Origin of the sequence: Phenylobacterium sp. (assembly GCF_031412415.1) — a bacterium.
GTDB lineage: Bacteria > Pseudomonadota > Alphaproteobacteria > Caulobacterales > Caulobacteraceae > Phenylobacterium.
Genome location: NZ_JANOCX010000056.1, coordinates 1 through 23336 on the forward strand (window position 1 = coordinate 1; position 23336 = coordinate 23336).

Here is a 23336-nt window from a genome sequence, read left to right on the forward strand (position 1 = left end):
CGGCCCGTGGCGGCGCGCACGTTCCAGATCGAGTTCCACGACCCCGGCGTCCGCGCCTACGTCTTCACCTTCGGATAGGGCCCATGGAAAACGTGTTGGTCGAAGGCGCGGTCGCCGAGCGCCACGAGATCGATCGGCTGCGCCGCCGCCTCGTGGCCACGGCCGTCGCGAGCGCGGCCGCCGCCCCGTTTCTGCCGCCGGGCCTGGCGCGGGCCGCCGCGCCCCGAGGCCGCGTCACCGCGCTTGGCGCGCCGTCCGATCGTGCGCGATCGGGCGTCGACGCCGCGCCGCCGCCTCGCGCCTTCGCGCCGATGCAGCGCATGACCGCGGGCCTGCTGAATGTGGTCTATGCCGATCTCGGGCCCCGCGATGGGCCAGCCGTGCTTCTCCTGCACGGCTGGCCCTATGACATCCACACCTATGGCGAGGTCGCGCCGCGTCTGGCGCAGGCAGGCTACAGGGTCATCGTTCCCGAGCTCAGGGGCTTCGGCGCGACCCGCTTCGGCGCCGCCGATACCCCGCGGAACGGACAACAGGCCGCCTTCGCCGCCGACGCCCTGGATCTGCTCGACGCCCTGGGGGTGAAGCAGGTCATCGTCGGCGGTTGCGACTGGGGGGCCCGAACGGCCTGTATCCTCGCGGCCCTGTCGCCGGAGCGCTGCCGGGCGCTGGTGTCGGTCAGCGGATACCTGATCGGAAGCCCAGCCCTCAACGCCTCGCCGCTGCCGCCGCCCGCGGAGCAGAAGTGGTGGTACCAGTACTATTTCGCCACCGAGCGTGGCCGCCTGGGCTATGGAGCCAACACGCGGGCCTTCGCGCGGCTGATCTGGGAGACCGCCTCGCCGCGGTGGTCGTTCAGCGACGAGATCTTCGAACGATCGGCGGTGGCGTTCGACAATCCCGACCACGTGGCGATCGTGGTCCACAACTACCGCTGGCGGCTGGGGCTCGCGGCGGGCGAAGGCCGCTACGACGAGATGGAGCGTCGGCTGTCCGCGCTGCCCGCCATCGGTGTTCCGACCATCACGCTGGAGGGTGACGCAAATGGCGCGCCCCATCCCGACCCGAAAAGCTACGCCGGTAAGTTTCACGGACCCTACGCCCACCGCCTGGTCCGCGGCGGCGTCGGCCACAATCTGCCCCAGGAAGCGCCGGCCGCCTTTGCGCAGGCAATCCTGGACATCGACGGGACCGCCCAGGCACGGCGGCGGAAGACACCCTAGGCGGGATGCGGACCACCTCGCGGCGGCGGCAGGCCCTCACCCCTCGCGGTGAGGACGTGACGGCTGACATGGCGTCTTGCCCAGGCCGATTGCCGGAGATCTCATGGGGTCTTCTGTTCAGCCAGGAGCTTGGCCAGGACGCTGTGCTGCTGCGCGGTGAACCGTATCAGCGCCTTGCGCGCCAGCGCCAAGCTGTCGATTCCAAGGGGCGTGAGCGCCACGTTCACGCCGACCCGGGTCACCACCCCCCGGTCCACAAGCTCGTTGATCTTTCGCCGAACCGTTTCGCGCGGCAGCGAGGCCGCTTCGGCGAGAGACAGGATGTTCGTCGACAGCGGCGTGAGGTGCGCCGCGCCCGGCGGGTCCGAGCCCAGCGCAGCTTCGGAATAGGTCCTGTCGGAATAGGCCCGCTGCGCGATGATGACGAACAGAAGGAGCCGCTCCAGGTCGCCATAGGCGTGACGGCCGACCGAGAGGAACTCCACCAGGGATTCCAGCAGCCGAGCGGCCACTCGGCTGTAGTTCTCGGCCAGCAGATCCTCTGGAGTTCCAGCCATGGGCCTATCAGCCGGCTCGACCGGGCGCGGACTCAACAGCCCGGGGCAGGGCGCGGCGCACTGTCCGCCGGTCAAGCGGCAAGGGCTCAGCCCTCTTCACGTCGTCGCGCCAGGTCGTCGAAATAGGCGGCAAGGAAGCGCAGGTAGTGACGTTCCCGCTCTTCGGCCGCGGACTGGCTGCGGCGGAGGAAGAGCGCGGCCTTGTCGCGATCGCCCCGCGGCCGGCTTGCGGCGGTTCCCTCGAGGTTGGCGAACAGCGCGTCGGCCGCCGCGGCGGCGAGGCGATCTCTCTCGCCGCCATCGCGCGTCGCCTCGGCGCGGGCCAGCACCTCCACCCAGTCGATGGGCGGCTCTGGCGACGCCCCGCTCATCGCACGCCGCGCGGGACCAGCGCCGGCGCGCCGAACGCGGTCTTGACCGCCGGCCCAACGATGCGCCCGCGCCAAGGCCCTGGCGTCAGGATGGAGGAGGGAGCCGGATTTCTCGCGGGCGTGGCAAGGGCGCTGATCATGCGCCCACCTACCGGCGAACCGCGCCCTTGCGGAGCCACTGGGCGCCCATTTTAGGCAAACGGCGATCGCGGGACGGCGGCCGGATGGCGCTGGATCGTCCGTCTCGAGAAACCCCTTCTGCGCTTCCTGCTCAATCGGCGGGGTCTCGTCCGCTATCCTCGAGACCCCGGGAAAATCGGCCCGGACGATCCTGTCCAGGGAACACCATAGGGCCCCGGCTGGGACGGGGCTGTCGAGAAGCGGAGGCATCAACGCTCTCCCGGGGGCGGTCCCAAGCCTGGGCTGCGGCGCAGACGCGATGGTGCGGGCCCGCCTGACGGCCCGCAATCAGACAGAGGTATCGGTAGGTCTTGGCGGGGAGGCTTGGGGGGCGGCGCCACGGCTGCCGCCCGTCGACCGCCGCGGCCTAGAACGCGGAGCTCAGCGCAAACTGGATCCGGCGCTGCCGAGGATCGCCGTAACGGCTGTAGCCCGGGGGGCCTGGACTGCCGGTCCCACTGAGCTGCTGCAGGCTGAAGCTGCTTTCTATGGGAGGCGCCTTGTCGAAGACGTTCACCACCCCCAGGCCCACGCGGACGTCGCGCGGCGCGCCCGCGACCTGGAGTGTGGCGCGCCAGCTGACGTGGAGGTCGACATAGGCCTGCGGCGGCACGCGATCATCCCCCTGCAACTGGGTCATGAGGTCGACGGTGCGCTCGAGCGCATTGGGCGGGTAGACGTAATAGCTCCCGAAATACTGCAGATTCGCGCCCACCGTGAGAGGACCATTGCTAAAGTCGGCGCCCAGGTTCGCTCGCCGCTTCAACGGTCGGCCGAGGAAGCCGGCCCGCTCCAGGTCCGTCTGGAAGGGGGCGGTCTGAACTTGGCGCAGGTAGTAGGTGGCGTCGCCGTAGAGGCGCAGACCGCCCCCCAGCACCGGCACGGGCCACTCGAAGCGAACGTCCACGGTTTCGACCTTGAGCCCGGCGGCGTTTTCGGGACGGGCGTCGAGCATCGTCACCGGCCCGGCGGTGAACCCGCGCGCGCGATCGGCGTCGGTAAGCGGTCCGCGCGTCACGCGCTCCGGCCAGGCGTCTTCGTTCTGCATGACGGCTTGATCGCTCGGGGTGAAGACATCGCGACTCCGGCGGATGCGCGAATAGTCCACGAAGAGGCGCGGACCCTCCGCCCCGAACGGCGCGACCGTCCCGCCCAGCGACAGGGTGCTGGCCTGCACGACGTCGAGGTCCGGCTGGCCGCCGGTCTTGTAGAGGAAAGGCGCTGCGACCTGAAACCCTCGGTTGCCGCGCTTGGGATCGTCGGCGGGCCGCACGTTGGTGAGGAAGCTGGTCTCTATGAGATTCTGGAGCGGCGGCGGCGCCGCGCCCGTGGCGAAGCTGCCGCGCAACATGAGCCACGGCGCCGGGGCGACCTTGGCGCCCACGGTGTAGACCGTACCCTCGAAGCGCGCGCGAAGCCGTTCGGACGTGGCGGGGGACTGCGGGTTGCGGGCGAAGCGGTCGGTCTCGACGTCTTGCCTCAAGGCCATCTGCACCTCCAGGCTCCGCAGCGCCCGGAGTGGCGCGTCCTCGCCGAACACGCGCGACCTGAGCTCGGCATAGAGGGAGTTGGTGGCGCTCGAGCGGGAGGCCACGGAGGTCGTCGAGGTCTGGCCGTCCCGTTCCGTCAGGATCGAGTAGGCGGGTATGTCCTCGGTCCGTCGCTCCGCCAGAAGCGTGAGCATCGACGGGCCGCCGGGCATCTGGAGCACGGGTCCGGCCAGTCGCAGCGACAGGTCGCGGTAGTCGTTCTCGATCGCCTCCGAGGTGACCGAGCGGGTCTTGAAAGCGCTGACGGCGTTCTGGAGCGTCGTCCAGTCGCCGAACGGATTGATCGGCGCAAAGAGCGCGCCGAAGCCGTCGTAGTCGACGCGCGCCTGGATGCTCTCGTATCGTGCCAACCCGACCGCCAACTCCCCCGTCGCCCGCCAGTCGAAGGGCAAAGGCGCGGCCAGGCCCGCGACGTGACGGCTGGTGTCGAAGCGCACCCGTCGATCCTGGCCCACGCCGGGCACCGGGAACCGCACGGTGATCGCCTGGGTGAAGGGGTTGAAGGGCGAGCGGGTGGTCAGGGAGAACACCGAGAAGCCCTCCGAGCCGACATAGCGCCCGCGGTTCCGCAAGATCACGGAGTCCAGGTAGATTTCTGCGCCGTTGTCGAAGCGGTGCCGGACATTGGCGAGCCAGGCGCTCGACCGGGGGCTCGATCCGATCTCGCTCCGCGCCTGACCCTCCGAAAGTTCCGCGTCCAGCCTGCCGCTGTTGGCCGCTAGGGCCGCGGCCACCTCCGCGCGGTCGCCGGAGAGGCCGGCCGGCAGGAAACTGTAGAAGGACCCAAGCACCGCGCCGCCAAACTCCGGTCGCAGGGTGAGTTTGGACCCGACGCCGAGGCCATTGCTGACGAAGACCGAATTGGTGCGTGTCGGCATGCCGAGGCGCACCAGCGGCGCCAGGGCCGCGCTCCGCTCCGAGTCCTCCCGCAGATAGGCGCGCGCTCCCGAAGCCAGGGGTTCGGCGCGCGAGGCGCCCGCATACAGCATCACCTCGGTGCGGCCTTCGTTGAGGTCGAAGGACAGGCCCCCCTCGAAAGCCCCATGCTGAGCGTCGCCCCGGTCGCTGACTCCGGCGGTCGCGTGCAGTTCGGTCCCACGCCGGTCGCGCCCTAGCACGACGTTGACGACGCCCCCCAGGGCGCCGAAGCCGTGGATGCCCCCGGCGGTGCCGGTCGCGATCTCCAGGCGCTCGATCGCATGCAGGGGGATGGCGTTGATATCGGCCTGTCGGAACCCGAAGACCGATGCCGGGAGGCTTGGCATCCGCCGCCCGTCGATGAGGATCAGGGTCTGGTTCGGGCCCAGGCCGCGGATATCGATCTGTGAGCTGGTCTCGCCCAAGACGTCGAGGCGCGGGGCCAGGGCGTCGGCGTTCGAAGGCACGCGGCTTCGAACATACTGGTCGATCTCGTCGCGCTGGGCCTCGAGGACCTGCCGCCCGGAGGCCACCCGGTAGGGCTGGATGTCGGTCTCCAGCCGGCGGATGTCGGCGTTTTGGCTACGTCGCCCGATCACCAGCAGTTCGGGCACGGTGACGTCCTGGCGCGCCAGGGGCGGCGGCGTCGGCGGCTCGATCAGCAGCGCCCCCGAACCTGAGCGACGGACGACCAGGTCGGTCCCTTGCAGAAGCCGTCGCACGGCCTCATCGGATGTCACCCGGCCCAGGACCGGGGCCGCCTCCAAGCCGGCGGTCAGGCGGCGGTCGAAGAGCAGTTCGGCGCCTGTCTGCCGAGCCAGTTCGTGCAGCGCGGGGGTGAGCGGACCACCCCGAATGTCGATCAAGGCGGCGTAGTTCTGGCCCGCCGCCGGACTGGCCAGGGCCAGGGCGGTCGCCGACGTCAGCCCCAGGAGCGCCCGACCGGTCATGCTGATCTCGTTCTCGAGGAACAAGGTTATATCAAGCGTGGCCTTGGCGCCACCATCTTGGCGCGGCCGTGCGCCGCTGGCATTGTTCCGCGTCGGACCTCCGGAGGGAATTGGACGAAGGTGTCAGCCGGGTTTCCGACGGGCGCGCCGGCCGGCGATTTGGAGATCGGCGTTATCCTGTGAGACGATGGCGCGGGATGCGGAGCGGCGACGGAATCGGGGGTCGGGACATGACGCTGGCGCGCGACGCCGGCCCGCTCCGCCGTTGGCTGGTCCGATACTTCCAGCGCAGGGTCCGTAACGACGCCGAAGTCGAGGATCTCGTCCAGGACGTCTTCACCCGCGTGGTCGCGCGCGACAGCGCAGACCCGGTGGTTCACCTCGGCGGCTATCTGATGGCGACCGCCGCCAGCGTCCTCGCCGATCGGGCCCGCCGCGGCGCCGTGCGCCAGAGCGACCGTCACGTGCCCTTCGACCCCGACGTCCACGCAGATGAGGATATCGACGCCGAGCGCGTCCTTAGCGGGAGGGAGGAACTGCATGCCGCCACCGCCGCGCTCCTGGCGCTTCCGGAGCGCACCCGAACGATCTTTGTCCTGCGGCGTCTGGAGGGCATGCGCCATCGCGACATCGCCGCGCACCTCGGGATTTCCGTGAGCGCGGTGGAGAAGCACATGGTCCGCGCGATCGAGCACCTGAGCGTCGAGATGGAGAAGCGCCATGGTGCGTGAGGCGCTCACCCTCGAGGCGCTGCGGGCGCTTTCGGCCGACGACGCTGCGGCCACCTTCCTGGCGCGGCGCGCGGAGGGTCTGACCGCGGGCGAGACCCGGCTTCTCGCTGACTGGCTGGCGGCCGACGCCGACCACCGCGCCGCCTTCGCGCGCGCCGAACGCGGCTGGCAGGCGTTCGAGGGCGCGGAGACCGACGAGATCCTGGCGGCCATGCGGGCGCACGCGCTCGCGCCGCGGCGTCGGGCCGGAGCCGGCTGGCGACCGATGGCCGCGGCCGCCGCCCTGGTGCTCGCCATCGGCGCGGCAGGCCTGCTGTCGGTGCCGGACCTGAACCCGTGGCGTTCGCCGCCTGGCGTGGAGGTGGCGGCCTACACGGCGGCCTACACGTCCGCTCGCGGCGAAGTGCGCGAGGTCCCGCTGCCCGATGGCAGCACGCTGACCCTCGACGCCGACAGTGCCGTGCAGGTGAGGTTCGAGGCCGACGGGCGCGCTGTGCAGCTGGGTCGCGGCCGGGCGCGCTTCGCTGTGGCGCCGCAGCCCGCGCGCCCGTTCTCGGTCACGGCCGGCGACCACCGCGTCGTGGCCGTGGGCACGCGCTTCGACGTCAACCTCGCGGCGGGGACGCTGACCGTCACGCTGCTGGAAGGCCGGCTGAGCATCGCTGGACCGGGCGGCGTCTCGGCGCTGCAGGCCGGTCAGCAGTATGTGTCTCGGGCCGGAAAGTCCGTGGTGAGCGGGTTCGTGGCGGCCGAGGGTCAGGCCGGCGCCTGGCGCCGGGGCCTCCTCACCTTCGACGACGCCCCCCTGACGGAAGCGGTCGCCGAGGTGAACCGCTACTCCCAGAACCAAATCGTCGCCCGCGACCCCGCGGTGACCGGGCTGCGGGTCTCCGGTCAGTTCCGCGCCGGAGAGGCCGGCCGTTTCGCCGAGACCCTGGCGGAGCTTCACGGGTTGCAGGTGGTGCGACGCCCCGGCGAGCTTGAGATCGCTCCGCGCCGCTGACCGCGAACAATGCTCGACGAACAGAGGTGGGGATTTTCCGAACGCCTGCGTCTTTGTGGGTAGGGATCGGAGGCGACCATGACCCACATCGGTGTGCTGTTCGGAGGCGGGGACGACAGTTCGGCGGTCGTGTCGACCGTCCGTGCGGCGAGAGGCGAGGGACCGGAGATCCTGGTCCACATCGTCGAACCGGAGGAAACGGCGCGGCGCGGCCTCGCCGACCTGCTGGTCGGGGCCGGGATCGAGTCCCGAGCCTATGCGGACGTAGGCGAGTTCCTCAGCGCCAGGCACGGCGACGCGCCCGGCTGTCTGGTGGTCGATGCGCGGCTGTCGCTGGCCGCCGATGGGGAGCTGCGCCGGCGGATGCAGCCGCTCGGGTTGGACTATCCGATGGTGGTCACCGCCTGCGGAGCCGACGTCGCCCTGGCGGTGCGGGCCATGAAGGCCGGCGCCGTCGACGTCCTGGCGCGGCCCCTGCGGGAGGCTGAAACCCTTGCCGCGGTCCGCGCTGGCATCCAACTCGACCGCGATCAACGCCTCGACGCGGCGCGCAAGTCAGTTCTCGGCGCGCGCTTCTCCGCGCTCACCCCGCGCGAGCGACAGGTCATGAGTCTTGTCACCCGGGGCCGGATGAACAAGCAGGTGGCCGGCGACCTCGGTATCAGCGAGATCACGGTGAAGGCGCATCGCGGTTCGGTCATGCGGAAGATGGCGGCCCGGACGCTGGCGGATCTCGTGCGAATGGCCGACGCGCTCGGCGACCGCCTCTCGGTCTAGTCAGGCACGCTGCTGCGCCTCGCTCCGAAGCCCTGGCGGCGCCGTTCGCCGTGGGAACTGGAGCGCGGGGAGCCAGCGGCGACCGCCCCGATCAGACCGCAGCTTTTCGCAAATCCTTGCGCGCGGCGCGGCAGAGCATGAGCGCGCGCGGCATCCGCGTTTCGACCGACTTCTCCGCAATCCCCTGGCGCTCGGCGATTACGGCGTAGCTGAGCAATGGGCGAACAGGAGCTCCGCTGGTTCGATCATTGGCTGAAGGGCGCCCGGAACGGCGTCATGGATGAGCCGCCGGTCAGCTACTTCATGATGGCCTCGGCCCGGAAGGGCGCCTATTCGCCCAAGAACCGTCTGATGACCTCGGCCAACTGGCCGCCGGCGCATCGCGAGGTGCGCTACTACCTGACGGCCGACAAGGGTCTGACAACCCAAGCGCCGACGGCGGAGGCCTCGAAGACCACCTATCGCTTCGATCCGGCCAAGCCGGTTGAGACCTTCGGCGGCGCCAACCTGACCTTCGATCGCGGGCCAGTAGATCAGCGAATGATCCCGGCGCGGCAGGACTACCTGCGGTTCCAGACCCCCGTGCTGGACAAGGACGTGGTGATCGCCGGGCCGGTGCGGGTGGAACTCAACGCCGCCACCGACGGCCCCGACACCGACTTCATGGCCAAGCTGGTCGATGTCTATCCCGACGGCTACGAGGCCATCGTGCTGGACGCGCCGATCCGCGCCAGCTTCCGCAAGGGCCGCATGGCCGACTACATCAGGCCGATGACGCCGAACGCGCCCGAGGAACTGGTCATCGACCTGTGGGGCACGGCGATCACCTTCGAGAAGGGCCACCGCATCGCTCTGCACATCACTTCGTCAAACAGCCCGCGCTTCGAGGTGAACCCCAACACCGGCGAGGCTCCGGGCTCACGCAAGCTGAAGCCGCGTGTGGCGGTGAACAGCATCTATCACGACGCGGCCCACCCCTCGGCGGTGGTGTTGCCGGTGATCTATCCGCAGGACTAGTCGACGCCGGCGGTGGCCAGGATCGCGGCGAGACCGATGGTCATGCCGCGCACGCTGGCGGTGGGCTCCACGTCGATCCATTCGTCGATGGAGTGGGCCCGTCCGCCGGTCCCGCCCGAGCCGATGGTGATCGCCGGGATGCCGCGCCCCATCGGGGCGTTGGCGTCGGTCGAGGAGGCCTCGAACGTCGGCTTGCCGCCGAAGGCTTCGATGGCGGCGATGGTGTTGGCGACGATAGCGGCGTCCTTGGGCGTGGCGCCGGCCGGCCGGTCGCCGATCGGGGTGAACTCGGCGCTGACCGCGCCGACGCGAGTGGAGCGGGCCTTGTTTTCGGCGACGACCGCGCCTTCGATCACCGCCTTGAACTGAGCCTCCAGCTTGGCCAGTTCCGCGGCGTCCGCCGAGCGCATGTCGAACTCGACGAAGACCTTGTCCGGGATGCTGTTCACCGAGGTGCCGCCGCCGACGACGGAAGCCGAGTAGGTGACCTTGGGATCGGTCGGCGGCTGGATCGCGTAGAGGTCGGCGACGGCCTTGCCCATGGCGGCCATCGGATTGACGATCCCAAACGCGCCGTAGCTGTGTCCGCCTGGGCCCTTGAAGGTCACCCGGTAGCGTTTGGAGCCGACGCCGATATGGGTGATGTGGGCCGGGTCGATCCCGTCGACGGAGTAGAACGCCTTCGTGTTGTCCTTATAGGCGCCCTTGCCGAAGAAGTAGCGCACGCCGCGCAGGTCGCCCGCGCCTTCCTCGCCCACCGTGCCGACGAACAGGATGTCGCTGCGCGTCTTGATCTTGGCGGCGTCCAGGGCCCGCGACCAGGCCAGCAGGACGGCGAGGCTGCGGGAGTCGTCGGCGATCCCCGGGGCATACAACTTGGTCCCCTCGCGGCGGACCTTCACGTTCGTGCCTTCCGGGAAGACGGTGTCGAGGTGAGCGGAGACCACAACCACCGGGCCGGCGCGGGTTCCCTTGCGCAGGCCAAGGACATTGCCCTCGGGGTCGATCTCGACGTTTCTCAGGCCATGGGCCTCGAACATGGCCCGATAGGCCTTGGCCCGTTCAGCTTCCTTGAACGGCGGCGCCGGGATTTCCGTCAAGGTGATGATGTCGGCGACCGTGCGATCGTGCTCGGCGGCCAGCGTCGCGGCGGCGGCCTTGAAGGCCGCGCTGTTCACGACCTTGGCCACGTCGGTCTTCGGCGCGGCGAGGGCGGGGCCGGTAATCAGCAGGGCGAGGAGGGTGGAGAGATAGGCGCGGCGCATGGGAAATCCGGTTCGGGCTTCGAGTCGCCGCATACTAGCGAGCCGGGCGCGCGCGGCTAGGCGCGGCCCGCTCTCGCCGCGTGTTCAAACGCCATGAGGTCGGTCGGGTCTTCCGCGTCCATGATCTTCAGCAGCTTGGCTCGCGCGCGGTTCACCCGGCTCTTGATGGTGCCTAGCGCGCAGCCGCAGATCTCCGCGGCCTCCTCATAGGACAGTCCCGCGGCGCCGACCAGGATCAGGGCTTCGCGGTGCTCCGGCGGAAGCTGGGCCAAGGCCGTCTGCAACGCGCGCATCGCCACGCTCCATTCCTGGCTCGGCGGGCTGCGCAGGGCGCCGGCGTACTCGCCGGTTTCGTCGCGCACCTCGCGGCGGCGGCGGATCGCCTGCGTGTAGTAGGTGTTGCGCAGGATCGTGAACAGCCAGGCGCGCAGGTTGGTGCCGGGCTCGAACTTGTCGCGGTTGGTCCAGGCCTTGATCAGCGTGTCCTGCACCAGATCGTCGGCGTCCGATCCATTGCGGCTGAGGGACCAGGCGAAGGCCCGAAGCGCGGGGATCATGCCCACGACGTCGTCGCGCCAGTCGCTTTCGTCGCTCATCAATGCCTCGATACGCCCAACGTCGTCGCGTGCGGCCGCAGGCCGTTTTCGGGTGGCAGGAGAACGCGTTCGGTTTGCTTGTGTTCCGACTTGCGAACGGCGCCGGAATACCCACGTTCCAGGAACTCGGCGGGGGTGGCGGCGTTTGGCGGTTCAGGCCACCTAGGCCCTGGCGAATTCGACCAATGTGACTGGAGCAGCCCATGGCGCCTTCCGACAAGACCGCCGCCGCGCCTGCATTGCATAGGGCCGCCCAGGCGGAGGCCGCCGCGCGCTATCGCCGCGTTCGCCAGGCGAGCCTGGAGCTCACCGCTCACCTGTCGCCCGAGGACCAGCTCGCGCAGTCGATGCCGGACGCCAGTCCGACCAAGTGGCACCTGGCGCACACGACCTGGTTCTTCGAGACGTTCCTGCTGATACCGAAGCTGGCGGACTACGCGCCGTTCGACCCGAACTTCGCCTATCTGTTCAATTCCTACTACGAGGCCCTTGGCCCGCGGCAGCCGCGGCCGCATCGCGGCCTGCTGACCCGTCCGTCCCTGGACCAGGTGCTTGCCTATCGCGCCCACGTCGACGACGGCATGGCCCGCCTCCTGCGCCAGGATGTCCACGCGTTCGCCGACCTGCTGGACCTTGGCCTGGCCCATGAGGAGCAGCATCAGGAGCTGATCCTGATGGATATCCTGCACCTGTTCGCGCAATCGCCCCTGAAGCCCGCCTACGCCCCGGCTCCGGCCCTGCCGGTAGGTGCCGATCCCGGCCCCGCGCGGCCGGTCGACTTCTCCGGCGGTCTGGTGGAGATTGGCTGCTCGGGAACCAGCTTCGCGTTCGACAACGAGGGGCCGCGGCACAAGGTCTATCTGCAACCCTATCGGCTCTCCGATCGCCTGGTGACCAACAGCGAGTGGCTGGCCTTCATGGCCGATGGCGGCTATGCGCGCGCCGAGCTCTGGCTCTCCGAGGGCTGGGCCACCGTTCAGGCGGAGGGCTGGAGCGCGCCGCTCTACTGGGAGGAGGGCCCCGCCAGCTGGCTGGCCATGACGCTGCAGGGCCTACGCGCCATCGCGCCGCACGCGCCCGTCACCCACATCAGCTTCTACGAAGCCGACGCCTACGCCACCTGGGCCGGGGCGCGGCTGCCTACGGAAGCCGAATGGGAGCACGCCGCCCGTGGCCTGCCGGTGCGCGGCAACTTCCTCGGCAGCGGCCAGTTCGGCCCGGCCGCCGCCTCCGCCGGCGCCTCCGGCCTGCGCCAGATGTTCGGCGACGTCTGGGAGTGGACCCGCAGCGCCTATTCGCCCTATCCGGGCTTCCTTCCCGCGGAGGGCGCGGTCGGCGAGTACAACGGCAAGTTCATGATCGGCCAGATGGTGCTGCGCGGCGGATGCTGCGTGACGCCGCAGGGCCACGCGCGTCCGAGCTATCGAAACTTCTTCCAGCCGCAGCAGCGCTGGATGTTCTCGGGCCTGCGCCTGGCCTGGGACGCCGAGGTCCAGATCGAAGGCGAGGACAGCGATTTCGCCGCCGATGTCCGGCGCGGCCTGTCTCAACGCCGCAAGGAGCTGCCGGCCAAGTACTTCTACGACGCCGAGGGCTCGGCGCTGTTCGAGGCCATCACCGATCTGCCGGAATACTACCCGACGCGCACGGAAGTCGCCTTGCTGCGCGACACCGCCGCGGCCATGGCCGCCCACATCCCGTCCGATGCCGCGCTGGTGGAGTTCGGCAGCGGCGCCAGCACCAAGACGCGCATCCTGCTCGACGCCGCGCCGCAGATCGGTGTCTATGTTCCCATCGATATCAGCCGCTCGGCGCTTGACGCTGCGGCCGACGCGATCGGGCGCGACTATCCGGACTTGGCGGTGGTTCCGCTGGTGGACGATTTCACCACGGCGATGGATTTGCCGGCCGAGGTTGGCATACGGCCCCGCGTTGGCTTCTTCCCGGGCTCCACCGTGGGGAATTTCCGTCCGCCGGAGGTGGTGAGCTTCCTTACCGCCGCCAGACGTCTGCTCGGACAGGGCGCGGGCTTTCTGGTTGGCATCGACATCGTCAAGGATCCGGAGACCCTGGTGGCGGCCTATGACGACGCCCAGGGCGTCACGGCGGCCTTCAACCTGAACCTGCTGACGCGGATCAATCGCGAACTCGGCGGGGACTTCGATATCTCAGCTTTCGCCCATCGCGCGGTTTGGAACGCGACGGAAAGCCGGATGGAAATGCATCTGGTCAGCTTGCGCGAGCAGACCGTCCGCGCGGCTGGCTCGACCTTCGGCTTCTCGGCCGGGGAGACTATCCACACCGAGAACTCCTACAAGTTCACCGTGGATGGGTTCGCCGAGTTGGCGAACCAGGCGGGGTGGAAGCTGGAGCGGCGCTGGGAAAGCCCCGCTCCGAGCTTCGCGGTGTTGCTTCTGAGAGCCTAACTCTCGAGGCGCTCACCGCGGGTGCGGCCGCCGCCGCGCGACGATTCCCCGCCTTTGCGTCCGGCGGACGCCGCCAGATCGCGGTCCTTCGCGAAGCTGCGTTTCTCGCCGGGTACGCTGGCGCCGCCCTTGCGAGCGATCTCGCGACGGCGTTCCGGGTTCATGGCGGCGAACCCACGGCGGGATTTCGGCTTGGCGTTCGGATCAAGGTCCATGAGCAACTCCTCTAGTGCGTCAACCGCTGGGGGGAGGCGGCGACGCCGCGACTACCGTTACGGTCAAGCAAACTCGCCAGATGCGGCTGAGGTTGCGAGGAAAGTGCAGTCGGCCCCTGCGACCTATTCGCGCCGTAGAGCTTCAATTGGGTCCAGACGCGCCGCGCGCCACGACGGATAGGCGCCGAACACCAGCCCCACGAGGCTGGAAAACCCAAGCGCGACAGGGCCCGCCCAAGGCGGAATAGCCGCCGGCCACGATCCCAGCTTGGCGATTCCGATGGCGCCCAGCACGCCCAACAGCAGGCCCAGCAGCCCACCGGCCAACGAAAGCGTGATCGATTCCAGCGCGAACTGGATGAGGATGTCCGAGCGTTTCGCGCCCACCGCCATGCGCAGACCGATCTCCCGGGTCCGCTCGGTCACCGCCACCAGCATGATGTTCATGATGCCCACCCCGCCGACCAGCAGCGACACCGCGGCCACCGCGGCGAGCAGGACCGTGAAGGTGGCGATGGCCGCCTGCGACGCGGCCAGGATGGAGGCCATGTTCTGGGTCTGGAAGTCGTCGTCGTCTCCCGCGCGGATGCGGTGTTGTTCGCGCAGCAGGTTGGTGGTGTCCTCCTGCACTCGGTCCAGGCTGTCGGCGTCGACGGCCTTGACATAGATGGTCTGGACGGTGTCGCCGCGCGCGCGGCGCCCGACGATCCGCGAACGCACGGCCTCCAGCGGGCCCAGCAGGACATCGTCCTGGTCCTGGCCGAAACTGGACTGGCCCTTGGACTCCAGCACGCCCACCACCTCGAACGGCACGCTGCGCACGCGCACGCGGCGGCCCACCGGGTCGAGGTCGCCCCAGAGCTCGCGCGCCACGGTCTGGCCGATCACCACCACCTTGCGACCCTGGCGGGCCTCGCGGTCGTCGAACATGCGACCCGTGGCGATGGTGAGATCGCGGGCGATCAGATAGTCCGGGCTGACCCCCTCGATGCGGCTGTTCCAGTTGGCGCCGTCGGCGGTGAGCTGGGCCTGACCGCGCACGACGGGCGCGACGGCGGCGACGTTCTCGACCTGACTGGCGATGGCCTCGGCGTCGGCGTCGGTCAGGCTCTGGCCGGAGCCCGCCGCCCCCTGGACGAAGCCGCCGCCGCCGCGCGACGCCCCGGGCGAGACGATGATCAGGTCGGATCCAAGCCCGGCGATGGTGGAGGTGACCCGCTGTTGCGCGCCCAGGCCGATAGAGGTCATGACAACCACAGCGGCGACGCCGATCACGACCCCCAAGGACGTCAGCGCCGAGCGCATGGGATGGGCGACGATCGCGCCCGCGGCGAAGCGCAGAAGCTCAATGGGATGCATGCTCAACTTCCCCGCTCGTCGGAGACGATCAGGCCGTCGCGGAAGGAGATGCGGCGGTCGGTGGAGGCGGCGACGTCGTGGTCGTGGGTGACCAGGATGAGGGTTAGGCCCTCCTGGTTGAGCTGCTTGAACAGCGCCAGCACGTCCTGGCCCGTCTGGGTGTCCAGCGCCCCGGTGGGTTCGTCGGCCAAAAGCAGGTCCGGTGAATTGGCCAGCGAGCGGGCGATGGCGACCCGTTGCTGCTGACCGCCCGAGAGCTGTGTCGGCTTGTGGGTCTTGCGCGTCCCCAGGCCGACCATCTCCAGCAGTTCGGCGGCGCGCGCGCGGCGTTCGCGCGGCGCCACGCCGGCATAGATCATCGGCAGCTCGACGTTCTGCAGCGCGGTCAGTCGTGGCAGCAGCTGGAAGGACTGAAAGACGAAGCCGATCCGTCGACGGCGGAACGCGGCCAGCTCATCGTCGCTGAAGGATCCGACGTCCTCGCCCTCGAACCGGTACGCGCCGGAGGAGGGGCGGTCGAGGCCGCCCAGGATGTTCATCAAGGAGGATTTGCCCGACCCCGAGGGCCCGATCACGGCCACGTTCTCTCCGCGCCCGATGGCGAGACTGACGCCCGCCAGGGCGGCCACTTCCTCCTCGCCCATGACATACAGCTTTCGCAGATCGGAGATCTCGATCACATCCGCACGCGCGCGCCGCCGCCGCCCATAGGCGACGGCGTCTTGATCTTGGCCTTGGGGCCGCCGCCGGTGATGATCTGATCGCCGGCCTTCAACGATCCACGGATCTCCGAGAAGGCGCCGTCGGTGGCGCCGACCTGAACCGGAACCGGAACAGGCTTTCCGTCGCGCAGGACGTAGACCACGCCGCCGGTGTAACCCGACCGGTCGCCGCGACCGCCCTGGCCCATGGCGGCGCGCAGGGCGGCCAGCTTGGTCTTCTGGGCCGGCTTTAGAGAGGGCTCCAGCTTGGCGAAGGCCTCGTTCATGTTCTTGCGCATGGCCTCGCGCATGGTGCCGCGATCGCCACCTGCCGAGGCGAACGCCGCCGCCGACTTCTGGCGCAGTTCGACCTGGATGGTTTCCCACGCCTTTGTCTGGGCAGGGTCGAGATCGAGCTGCGCGACGACGCGTTGACCCCCCATGCCGCCGCCCTGACGGCCTGCCCCTTGCTGGCGCGCCCCGCCGCCCGGTGGGCCGCCCATGCCCGGAGGGCCAAAGCCTGGCGCGCGCACGGTCTGGCCGTTCTCGCTGGGCGGGGTCCAGCGCAGGGCCGCGACCGGCGCCTTCAAGACATTCGGCTTCTGCTGGATCACGATATCGGCGTTGGCGGTCATGCCGGGCAGCAGGTTGCCCCGCGGATTGTCGGCCTCGGCCATCACCACATAGGCGACGACGTTCTGCTCGGTGACCGGTTGCTTGCGGACCTGGGTGACGATCCCGGTGAAGTTCTCGTCCGGAAAGGCGTCGACGGTAAACCTGACCGCCTGTCCCTCCTGCACTGGGCCGATGTCGGCCTCGTCGACCGAGATTTTCACCTCGACCTTCGACAGGTCCTGCGCGATGCGAAACAGGATCGGGGCCTGCAGGCTGGCCGCCACCGTCTGGCCGGGCTCGATCTGGCGATCGACGATCACGCCGTCGATGGGGGCGACAATGGTCGTGCGGCCCAGGTCGACGCGCTGGACGCGCATGGCGGCTTGGCTCTGGGCGATGCGGGCGCGAGCGCTCTCGACGCCGGCCTGCGCCTGGCGAAAGGTCGCCTGCGACACGTCCAGCACCGAGGGGGCGTAGATTCCCTGGGCGACCAGGGTGCGTTTGCGATTGTAGTCGGCCTGGGCCGAGGCGAGGCCCGCCTGGGCCTGACGCAGCGCCGCCTGACCAGCGGCGACGTCTGCCTGGCTCTGCGCCACGCGGCTCTCATAGGTCTGGGGATCGAGGACGGCCAGGACCTGACCGCGCTTCACCTCATCGTTGAAATCGGCCAGCACCCGGGTGATCTGGCCCGAGATCTGCGAACCCACGTCGACGGTGACCAGGGCCTCAAGTGTGCCCGAAGCCGAGACCGACTTCGTGATCGCGCCGGTCTCCACGGCGGCGGTCCGATAGGGGTCCTTCGGTTCCTTGGGCTTCAGCATCTGCCAGCCGACCAGCGCCACGGCCAGCAGGGCCACGACAGCGAGCGCGATCCAGGTCCCGCGAGGGAGCCGTTTGGCGGAGCGGACGGGGGAGGGGCTCATGCGACGGCGGGTCTCCGAAGTTCGCCCTGGGGGCGTGCGCGAGAACTAGGCTGCAGCGACAGGGTCCCTAGAGCGGCAGTTGGACCCGGGCGGTCAGGCCTCCGCCCACGCGATTGGTCAGGGCCACGTCGCCGCCGTGACCACGCGCGACGGATCGCACGACGGCCAATCCGAGGCCGATTCCGCCCGTCTGGCGGCTGCGGGACGGTTCGCGGCGATAGAAGGGTTCGAACACCCGCTCATGGTCTTCCGCAGGGATGCCGGGGCCATCGTCTTCGATCTCGACCACGGCGCTGGCATTGTCCAGGAACACCCGCGCCCGGGCGCGCTCGCCATATTTCACGGCGTTGTCCAGGAGGTTGGTGAGCAGGCGGCGCAGGGCCACCGGGTCGCCATGCAGCACAACCTTTTCGCCGCGCTCGACCTCGGTGTCCGCCCCCGTCTCGGCCATCTCGTCGCAGACGCTCTCCAGCAGCGACGACAGCTCCAGCGGCGTTCGTTCGCCGTCGCGGGTGGCGTCGCGCACGAAGGTCAGGGCCGCGGAGATCATCTCTTCCATCTGGTCGATGTCGGCGGCCATCTTGGTTCGGGTGTCCTCGGGGACGTTCTCGATGCGGAAGCGGAGGCGGGTCAGGGGTGTGCGCAGGTCGTGGGCGATCGCGCCCACCATGGCCGTGCGGTCCTCGACATAGCGACGCAGGCGTTCCTGCATGTCGTTGAAGGCGCGCGCGGCGATCGCGACCTCGGCTGGCCCCTTCAGCGACAGAGGCGCGGCGCGTGGGTCGCGGCCCAGCCGCTCGGCGGCGTCGGCGAAAAGACCGATGGGGGCGGAGAGACGCCGCGCGAACACATAGGCCACCGGCACCATGGCCAGGCCCGAGAGCAGGAACCAGAGGATGATCCGTTGCTGCCAGGGATCGAGCCCGATGCCTCGCTCTGGACGCACGACGCGCCATTTCCCGTCCGGCTGTTGCACGGCCACGTCGAAGGGAGCGATCAGGAAGTGCTCCTCCCGCTCGCCCTCACGGGCCATTCGATCGCGGATGATGCGGAACACACGCCGGTCCGAGACCGGAAAGCGAGACGCCGTGGTGATGACCACGCGACCATCGGGAACGCCTAGCGCGAGAGCCAACTGATGGCGGATGATCGGCGCCATGCCGCCCTCCATCGCCTGTTGCGGCGCATCGTCGACGACCTCGGTGGTCAGGGGCGATCGCTCGGTGAAGACCGGCGGGGCGCCCCGCAACGCCGCGGCGATCTCGCTCACCCGGTAGAAGTCTGGGGCAGGCGGCGGCAGGCTGAACAGCATGGCCAGACTGATCGATTGCGCGGCGATCAGGCTGATGCCGATGAGGGCCAGGAGCTGGGCGAACAGCGACGCCGTCGGCCGTCCCGCCCAGGGCGGCTTCACGAGCGTTTCACCTTGGAGGTGAACATGTAGCCCTCGTTGCGGATGGTGCGGATCAGGTCCTGGCCGCCGCCGTCGTCCAGCTTGCGGCGGAGGCGACTGATCTGCACGTCGATGGCGCGGTCGAAAGCCTCGGAGTCGGGCCCGCGCGCGAACTCCAGGAGTTGGTCGCGGGTGAGCACCCGTTGCGGGCGCTCCACGAAGGTGCGGAGCAGCGAGAACTCGCCCGAGGACAGGTTGACCACCACGCCCTGGGGCGAGCGCAGCTCGCGGCGGACCAGGTCGAACCGCCAGCCGGCGAACTCGCAGCCCGCGGCCACGCCATTGGCCTGGCCCCGCTGCTCGGCGCGGCGCAGGACCGCGCGGACCCGGGCCAACAACTCCCGTGGATTGCAGGGTTTGGACAGGTAGTCGTCGGCGCCCAGCTCAAGTCCGACGATGCGGTCGGTGTCCTCGCCCATGGCCGACAGCATGATGATCGGCGGCCCGTCGCCGACGGCCAGCCGGCGGCAGATAGCCAGGCCGTCCTCGCCGGGCAGCATGATGTCCAGCACGATCAGATCGACGGGCCCGCGCTCAAGCGCCTGCTCCATCTCACGCGCGTCGCCGGCGGTGTCGACGACATAGCCGTGCTTGCCCAGGAAGTCGGAGACGACGTCGCGAATGCCCGGGTCGTCGTCGACCATCAGGATCCGGGCAGCTGGCGGAGTCTGTTCGCTCAAGGAGTCCATCCGATCATCGTCACGCCTCCCCGTAACGATCAGATTTCACACTTGAAAGCTTCATGCGTCCGCCAGGATCTCGTCGGCGACGAAGGGATTGGTCCTGCGCTCGGCGCCGAAGGTGGACATCGGGCCATGGCCCGGCACGAAGGCGACGTCGTCGCCCAGGGGCCACAGGCGTCCGGTGATCGAGTTGATGAGTTGCTGGTGGTCGCCGCGCGGGAAGTCGGTGCGCCCGATTGAACCCTTGAACAGCACGTCGCCGACCTGGGCGAAGCGGGCCTCGCGATGGAAGAAAATCACGTGGCCGGGGGTGTGTCCGGGGCAGTGATAGACCTCGAACTCGGTCTCCCCCAGCGTTACTTTGTCACCGTCCGCCAGCCATCGGTCCGGCGTGAAAGTCCTGGCCTCAGGCATGCCCCACTTGGCGCCGGCGACCTCCATGTCGTCGATCCAGAAGGCGTCGTCGGGATGGGGCCCTTCGATGGGGCAGCCGGTGATCGCCTTCAGCGCCGCTGTCCCGCCCGCATGGTCCAGATGTCCGTGGGTGATCCAGATTTTCTCGAGCGTGAGGTCGTGCGCCTTGAGCGCCTCGAGCAGGCGGGGCGTCTCGCCGCCCGGATCGATGATGGCCGCCTTCCGGGTCTTGGCGCACCAGACGATGGTGCAGTTCTGGGCCAGGGGGGTGACGGGCGCGATCAGGGCGCGGATGGGCGGTTCGTTACTCATGAGCCCTAGCATCGGGCCTTAGCGCCCATATGAAAAGACCCGGGCGAACCCGGGTCTCTCCAACCTAGTTTGTGCGATCCGTCGGCGACGGCGCGCCGGGCATCGGCGGCACCGGGCCCGGAGGCGCATCAGCCGCCAGTTCCGGCACCTCGATCAGGCCCCGACCCACATGGCTGCGGCTGCGGCCATAGAGGAAGTAGACCACGAGGCCGATGGCGGCCCAGCCCACGAACATCAGCTTGGTCTCGGTCGAGAGGCTGAAGAACAGATAGACGCAGCCGATGGCGGCGAGCGGCGCCACGACCATCACCGCCGGCGTGCGGAAGGGCCGCTTGCGATCGGGATCGGTCTTGCGCAGCACCATCACCGCGATCGCCACCATGGCGAAGGCGAACAGGGTGCCGGAGTTCGAGATGTCGGCCAGCACGCCCACCGGGAAGAAGGCGGCGAAGGCCGAGACGAAGACGCCGGTGATGATGGTGATGACATAGGGGGTGTGGAAGGTGGGGTGCACCTTCGAGAACACCGCCGGGAGCAGGCCGTCACGGCTCATGACGAAGAAGATGCGGGTCTGTCCGAACATCATCATCAGGATGACCGAAGGCAGGGCCAGGCCGGCGGCGAGGCCGAGCAGGTTGCCGATCTGCGGCCAGCCGATGGAACGCAGGGTCCAGGCGAGGGCCTCCTTTGAGCAGACGACGTGGCTGTCGGCGAGCGAGGCGCAGGCCGCGGTCAGTTCCGGGCTGCCGGGGCGGAGACCAACGCCGTTCGCGTCCATCACCGGCTGAGCGCCGACGCCGCCGATGACGCCCATGGCCACCAGGATGTAGAAGATCGTGCAGATGCCGAGCGAGCCGATCAGGCCGATGGGCATGTTTCGCTGTGGGTTCTTTGTCTCCTCGGCCGCGGTCGAAACCGCGTCGAAACCGACATAGGCGAAGAAGATCGAGGCCGCCGCCGCCGATATCCCGGCCATGCCGAGCGGGGCGAAGGGTTCGAAGTTCTCCATCTTCATCACCGGCAGCGCCAGGACGCAGAAGAGCGTCAGGGCCGCGACCTTCACGGCGACCAGGAAGGCGTTGACCGCGGCTGATTCCTTGGTGCCGACGACCAGGAGCGCCGTCACCACCAGGGCGATCAAGGCGGCCGGCAGGTTGACGATACCGCCGTCCATTGGCCCCAGGACCAAGGCGTTGGGAATGTCGATATTGAACGCATTCTCGATCAGGCCGACCACATAGCCGGACCAGCCCACAGACACCGCGCCGGCGGCGACCGCGTATTCCAGGATCAGCGCCCAGCCGACCATCCAGGCCATCATCTCGCCCATCACGGCGTAGCTGTAGGTGTAGGCCGACCCCGAAACCGGGACCATGGAGGACATTTCGGAGTAGCAGAGCGCGGCGACCGCGCAGACGAAGCCGGCGATGATGAAGGCCGCGATCATTCCGGGCCCGGCCTTCTGGGCCGCCTCGGCGGTGAGCACGAAGATCCCCGTGCCGATAATCGCGCCGATGCCGAGCATTGTAAGCTGGAATGGACCCAGCGAGCGGTGCAGCGACTTCTTCTCCGCAGTCGCAAGAATCGCGTCCAGCGATTTAACGCGCCACATATTTCCTCCAGGCGTTCCGCCGGCCCCCGCCGCGCGGTCATGATTTGGCGTTACGTGGCCTCTTCGCTGCCGTGCGGTCAAGCGCCAACGCATGCGGAGCGATTGCGCCAAACCCGACGCCCGGGGAATGAGCGCCCGCTTGGCGCGGCAAGGCGGCCCGGCTAGACCGCAGCATGCTCCCGGTCGAGGAAATTTTACCCGCGCTCCGAACGTCCCTCGCGGCGCGTACCTCAGCGGTGCTGGTGGCTCCGCCGGGCGCGGGCAAGACCACGCTGGTTCCCCTAAGACTGCTGGACGCCGACTGGTTGGCGGGGCGCAAGATCGTGATGCTGGAGCCACGCCGACTGGCGGCTCGCGCCGCGGCCGAGCGGATGGCCAAGACCCTGGGCGAGAAGGTCGGCGAGACCGTCGGCTACCGGGTGCGGATGCAGTCGCGCGTCTCGGCGCGCACCCGGATCGAGGTGGTCACCGAGGGGGTGTTCAGCCGGATGATCCTGGCCGATCCGACCCTGGACGGCGTGGGCGCCGTGATCTTCGACGAATTCCACGAGCGCAGCCTCGACGCCGACCTTGGCTTGGCCCTGGCGCGGGACTCGCAGGGACTGTTGCGCGACGACCTGCGCATCCTGGTGATGTCGGCGACCCTGGATGGGGCGGCGGTGGGGCGCCTGCTGGACGACGCGCCGGTGATCGAGAGCCAGGGTCGGGCGTTCGCCGTCGAGACCCGGTATCTCGGCCGTGACGACCGGCTGCGCCTGGAGGATCGGGTGGTTCGCGCGGTGGAACGGGCCCTGGCCGAGGAAACCGGCAGCGTCCTGGTGTTCCTGCCGGGCCAGGGTGAGATCCGCAGGATCGCTGAAATGCTGGCCGAGCGGGTGCGGCGACCCGACGTGCGGATCGCGCCCCTCTACGGCGCGCTGGACCCCGCCGAGCAGGACGCCGCCATCTCCCCGGCGCCCGAGGGCGTGCGAAAGGTGGTGCTGGCCACCTCCATCGCCGAGACGAGCCTCACCATCCAGGGCGTGCGGGTCGTGATCGATTCGGGCGTGGCCCGGGTCCCGCGCTTCGATCCAGCCAGCGGTTTGACGCGGCTGGCCACCATACGGGTGAGCCGCGCGGCGGCCGATCAGCGCCGGGGTCGCGCCGGCCGCACCGAGCCCGGCGTCGCCTACCGGCTCTGGGACGAGGCGGAGACCCGCGCCCTGCCGGCCTTCGCCGATCCCGAAATCCTCGACGCCGACCTGTCGGGCCTGGCCCTGGACCTGGCCCGTTGGGGGGCGAAGGACGCCGCGAGCCTGACCTTCCTCGATCCCCCGCCGGCCGCCGCCTTCGCCGAGGCGCGCGCCCTGCTGCGGCGGCTGGAGGCGCTGACCGACGATGGCGTGCTGACGGCGCACGGCGCAGCGTTGGCGGCTTTTCCCCTCGCGCCGCGCCTGGCCCACATGATCCTCAAGGCCCAGGCGAGCGGGCAGGGCGCGCGCGCCG

General features: G+C 69.4%; 21 protein-coding genes. 8 read left to right on the forward strand and 13 right to left on the reverse strand.

Going from position 1 to position 23336, the window contains the following annotated elements; all coding sequences use genetic code 11:
- Positions 1-6: 6 nt before the first annotated feature.
- Positions 7-78, forward strand: a complete 72-nt coding sequence (locus RMO04_RS21150) for a hypothetical protein (protein WP_405041453.1) — start codon at positions 7-9, stop codon at positions 76-78.
- Between the two features lie 5 nt (positions 79-83).
- Complete coding sequence (locus tag RMO04_RS02655; RefSeq protein ID WP_309643247.1) at positions 84-1223, forward strand: alpha/beta hydrolase; 1140 nt, start codon at positions 84-86, stop codon at positions 1221-1223.
- Positions 1224-1324: 101 nt separating this feature from the next.
- On the opposite strand, the gene RMO04_RS02660 is transcribed toward RMO04_RS02655, so the two are convergent.
- The 3 genes from RMO04_RS02660 to RMO04_RS02670 all read right to left on the reverse strand — a co-directional run bounded on the left by RMO04_RS02660 (position 1325) and on the right by RMO04_RS02670 (position 5773).
- Positions 1325-1780, reverse strand: a complete 456-nt coding sequence (locus RMO04_RS02660; RefSeq protein ID WP_309643248.1) for an Lrp/AsnC family transcriptional regulator — start codon at positions 1778-1780, stop codon at positions 1325-1327.
- Between the two features lie 86 nt (positions 1781-1866).
- Positions 1867-2115, reverse strand: a complete 249-nt coding sequence (locus tag RMO04_RS02665; RefSeq protein ID WP_309643249.1) for a hypothetical protein — start codon at positions 2113-2115, stop codon at positions 1867-1869.
- A gap of 583 nt (positions 2116-2698) precedes the next feature.
- Entirely contained in the window at positions 2699-5773 is a 3075-nt protein-coding gene (locus tag RMO04_RS02670; RefSeq protein WP_309643250.1) for a TonB-dependent receptor, read from the reverse strand.
- Between the two features lie 206 nt (positions 5774-5979).
- Between RMO04_RS02670 and RMO04_RS02675 the strand changes: the two genes are divergently transcribed.
- The 4 genes from RMO04_RS02675 to RMO04_RS02690 all read left to right on the forward strand — a co-directional run bounded on the left by RMO04_RS02675 (position 5980) and on the right by RMO04_RS02690 (position 9277).
- Positions 5980-6480: a sigma-70 family RNA polymerase sigma factor gene (locus RMO04_RS02675; RefSeq protein WP_309643251.1), complete on the forward strand. Its 501-nt coding sequence runs from the start codon at positions 5980-5982 to the stop codon at positions 6478-6480.
- Complete coding sequence (locus RMO04_RS02680; RefSeq protein WP_309643252.1) at positions 6470-7483, forward strand: FecR domain-containing protein; 1014 nt, start codon at positions 6470-6472, stop codon at positions 7481-7483. Before RMO04_RS02675 ends, RMO04_RS02680 begins: the two co-directional genes overlap by 11 nt.
- A gap of 78 nt (positions 7484-7561) precedes the next feature.
- Positions 7562-8260, forward strand: coding sequence for a LuxR C-terminal-related transcriptional regulator (locus tag RMO04_RS02685; protein ID WP_309643253.1), 699 nt, complete (start codon positions 7562-7564; stop codon positions 8258-8260).
- Between the two features lie 216 nt (positions 8261-8476).
- Positions 8477-9277 carry a CocE/NonD family hydrolase gene (locus tag RMO04_RS02690; protein ID WP_309643254.1) on the forward strand — a complete coding sequence of 267 codons (801 nt, stop codon included), beginning with the start codon at positions 8477-8479 and terminating at the stop codon, positions 9275-9277.
- On the opposite strand, the gene RMO04_RS02695 is transcribed toward RMO04_RS02690, so the two are convergent.
- Both RMO04_RS02695 and RMO04_RS02700 read right to left on the reverse strand, forming a co-directional pair.
- Positions 9274-10542 carry a M20/M25/M40 family metallo-hydrolase gene (locus RMO04_RS02695; RefSeq protein WP_309643255.1) on the reverse strand — a complete coding sequence of 423 codons (1269 nt, stop codon included), beginning with the start codon at positions 10540-10542 and terminating at the stop codon, positions 9274-9276. The genes RMO04_RS02690 and RMO04_RS02695 overlap by 4 nt on opposite strands.
- Before the next feature lie 56 nt (positions 10543-10598).
- Positions 10599-11138 (reverse strand): sigma-70 family RNA polymerase sigma factor, encoded by a 540-nt coding sequence (locus RMO04_RS02700; protein ID WP_309643256.1) that lies wholly within the window; start codon positions 11136-11138, stop codon positions 10599-10601.
- A gap of 203 nt (positions 11139-11341) precedes the next feature.
- Between RMO04_RS02700 and egtB the strand changes: the two genes are divergently transcribed.
- On the forward strand, positions 11342-13564 hold the full coding sequence (gene egtB / locus RMO04_RS02705; protein WP_309643257.1) for an ergothioneine biosynthesis protein EgtB: 2223 nt from the start codon (positions 11342-11344) through the stop codon (positions 13562-13564).
- On the opposite strand, the gene RMO04_RS02710 is transcribed toward egtB, so the two are convergent.
- The 8 genes from RMO04_RS02710 to RMO04_RS02745 form a co-directional block, all read right to left on the reverse strand.
- The gene (locus tag RMO04_RS02710) at positions 13561-13779 is read right to left on the reverse strand and encodes a general stress protein (protein ID WP_056734746.1); all 219 of its coding nucleotides are present in this window, start codon (positions 13777-13779) and stop codon (positions 13561-13563) included. The two genes, egtB and RMO04_RS02710, sit on opposite strands and share 4 nt — an antisense overlap.
- A 123-nt stretch (positions 13780-13902) precedes the next feature.
- On the reverse strand, positions 13903-15138 hold the full coding sequence (locus RMO04_RS02715; RefSeq protein ID WP_309643258.1) for an ABC transporter permease: 1236 nt from the start codon (positions 15136-15138) through the stop codon (positions 13903-13905).
- Between the two features lie 2 nt (positions 15139-15140).
- Positions 15141-15818 carry an ABC transporter ATP-binding protein gene (locus RMO04_RS02720; protein WP_309643259.1) on the reverse strand — a complete coding sequence of 226 codons (678 nt, stop codon included), beginning with the start codon at positions 15816-15818 and terminating at the stop codon, positions 15141-15143.
- On the reverse strand, positions 15815-17377 hold the full coding sequence (locus RMO04_RS02725) for an efflux RND transporter periplasmic adaptor subunit (protein WP_309643260.1): 1563 nt from the start codon (positions 17375-17377) through the stop codon (positions 15815-15817). Before RMO04_RS02725 ends, RMO04_RS02720 begins: the two co-directional genes overlap by 4 nt.
- A 67-nt stretch (positions 17378-17444) precedes the next feature.
- Entirely contained in the window at positions 17445-18791 is a 1347-nt protein-coding gene (locus RMO04_RS02730; RefSeq protein WP_309643261.1) for a HAMP domain-containing sensor histidine kinase, read from the reverse strand.
- A complete protein-coding gene (locus tag RMO04_RS02735; RefSeq protein ID WP_405041452.1) occupies positions 18788-19519 on the reverse strand; it encodes a response regulator in 732 nt (243 codons plus the stop codon). The genes RMO04_RS02730 and RMO04_RS02735 overlap by 4 nt, the downstream gene beginning before the upstream one ends.
- Positions 19520-19570: 51 nt before the next feature.
- Positions 19571-20239 (reverse strand): MBL fold metallo-hydrolase, encoded by a 669-nt coding sequence (locus RMO04_RS02740; RefSeq protein ID WP_309643262.1) that lies wholly within the window; start codon positions 20237-20239, stop codon positions 19571-19573.
- Between the two features lie 64 nt (positions 20240-20303).
- A complete protein-coding gene (locus RMO04_RS02745) occupies positions 20304-21851 on the reverse strand; it encodes an amino acid permease (RefSeq protein WP_309643263.1) in 1548 nt (515 codons plus the stop codon).
- A gap of 173 nt (positions 21852-22024) precedes the next feature.
- On the opposite strand from RMO04_RS02745, the gene hrpB reads away from it, so the two are divergent.
- Positions 22025-23336, forward strand: a 1312-nt coding sequence (gene hrpB / locus RMO04_RS02750) for an ATP-dependent helicase HrpB (RefSeq protein ID WP_309643264.1), incomplete at its 3' end; no start/stop codon positions are given.

Bases quoted from the DNA above. Each gene is read 5' to 3' on its own strand.
- RMO04_RS02655 (WP_309643247.1), top strand. From the start codon at position 84: ATGGAAAACGTGTTGGTCGAAGGCGCGGTCGCCGAGCGCCACGAGATC.
- RMO04_RS02660 (WP_309643248.1), bottom strand. From the start codon at position 1,780: ATGGCTGGAACTCCAGAGGATCTGCTGGCCGAGAACTACAGCCGAGTG.
- RMO04_RS02675 (WP_309643251.1), top strand. From the start codon at position 5,980: ATGACGCTGGCGCGCGACGCCGGCCCGCTCCGCCGTTGGCTGGTCCGA.
- RMO04_RS02680 (WP_309643252.1), top strand. From the start codon at position 6,470: ATGGTGCGTGAGGCGCTCACCCTCGAGGCGCTGCGGGCGCTTTCGGCC.
- RMO04_RS02685 (WP_309643253.1), top strand. From the start codon at position 7,562: ATGACCCACATCGGTGTGCTGTTCGGAGGCGGGGACGACAGTTCGGCG.
- RMO04_RS02690 (WP_309643254.1), top strand. From the start codon at position 8,477: ATGGGCGAACAGGAGCTCCGCTGGTTCGATCATTGGCTGAAGGGCGCC.
- RMO04_RS02695 (WP_309643255.1), bottom strand. From the start codon at position 10,542: ATGCGCCGCGCCTATCTCTCCACCCTCCTCGCCCTGCTGATTACCGGC.
- RMO04_RS02700 (WP_309643256.1), bottom strand. From the start codon at position 11,138: ATGAGCGACGAAAGCGACTGGCGCGACGACGTCGTGGGCATGATCCCC.
- egtB (WP_309643257.1), top strand. From the start codon at position 11,342: ATGGCGCCTTCCGACAAGACCGCCGCCGCGCCTGCATTGCATAGGGCC.
- RMO04_RS02710 (WP_056734746.1), bottom strand. From the start codon at position 13,779: ATGGACCTTGATCCGAACGCCAAGCCGAAATCCCGCCGTGGGTTCGCC.
- RMO04_RS02715 (WP_309643258.1), bottom strand. From the start codon at position 15,138: ATGCATCCCATTGAGCTTCTGCGCTTCGCCGCGGGCGCGATCGTCGCC.
- RMO04_RS02725 (WP_309643260.1), bottom strand. From the start codon at position 17,377: ATGAGCCCCTCCCCCGTCCGCTCCGCCAAACGGCTCCCTCGCGGGACC.
- RMO04_RS02735 (WP_405041452.1), bottom strand. From the start codon at position 19,519: ATGGACTCCTTGAGCGAACAGACTCCGCCAGCTGCCCGGATCCTGATG.
- RMO04_RS02740 (WP_309643262.1), bottom strand. From the start codon at position 20,239: ATGAGTAACGAACCGCCCATCCGCGCCCTGATCGCGCCCGTCACCCCC.
- RMO04_RS02745 (WP_309643263.1), bottom strand. From the start codon at position 21,851: ATGTGGCGCGTTAAATCGCTGGACGCGATTCTTGCGACTGCGGAGAAG.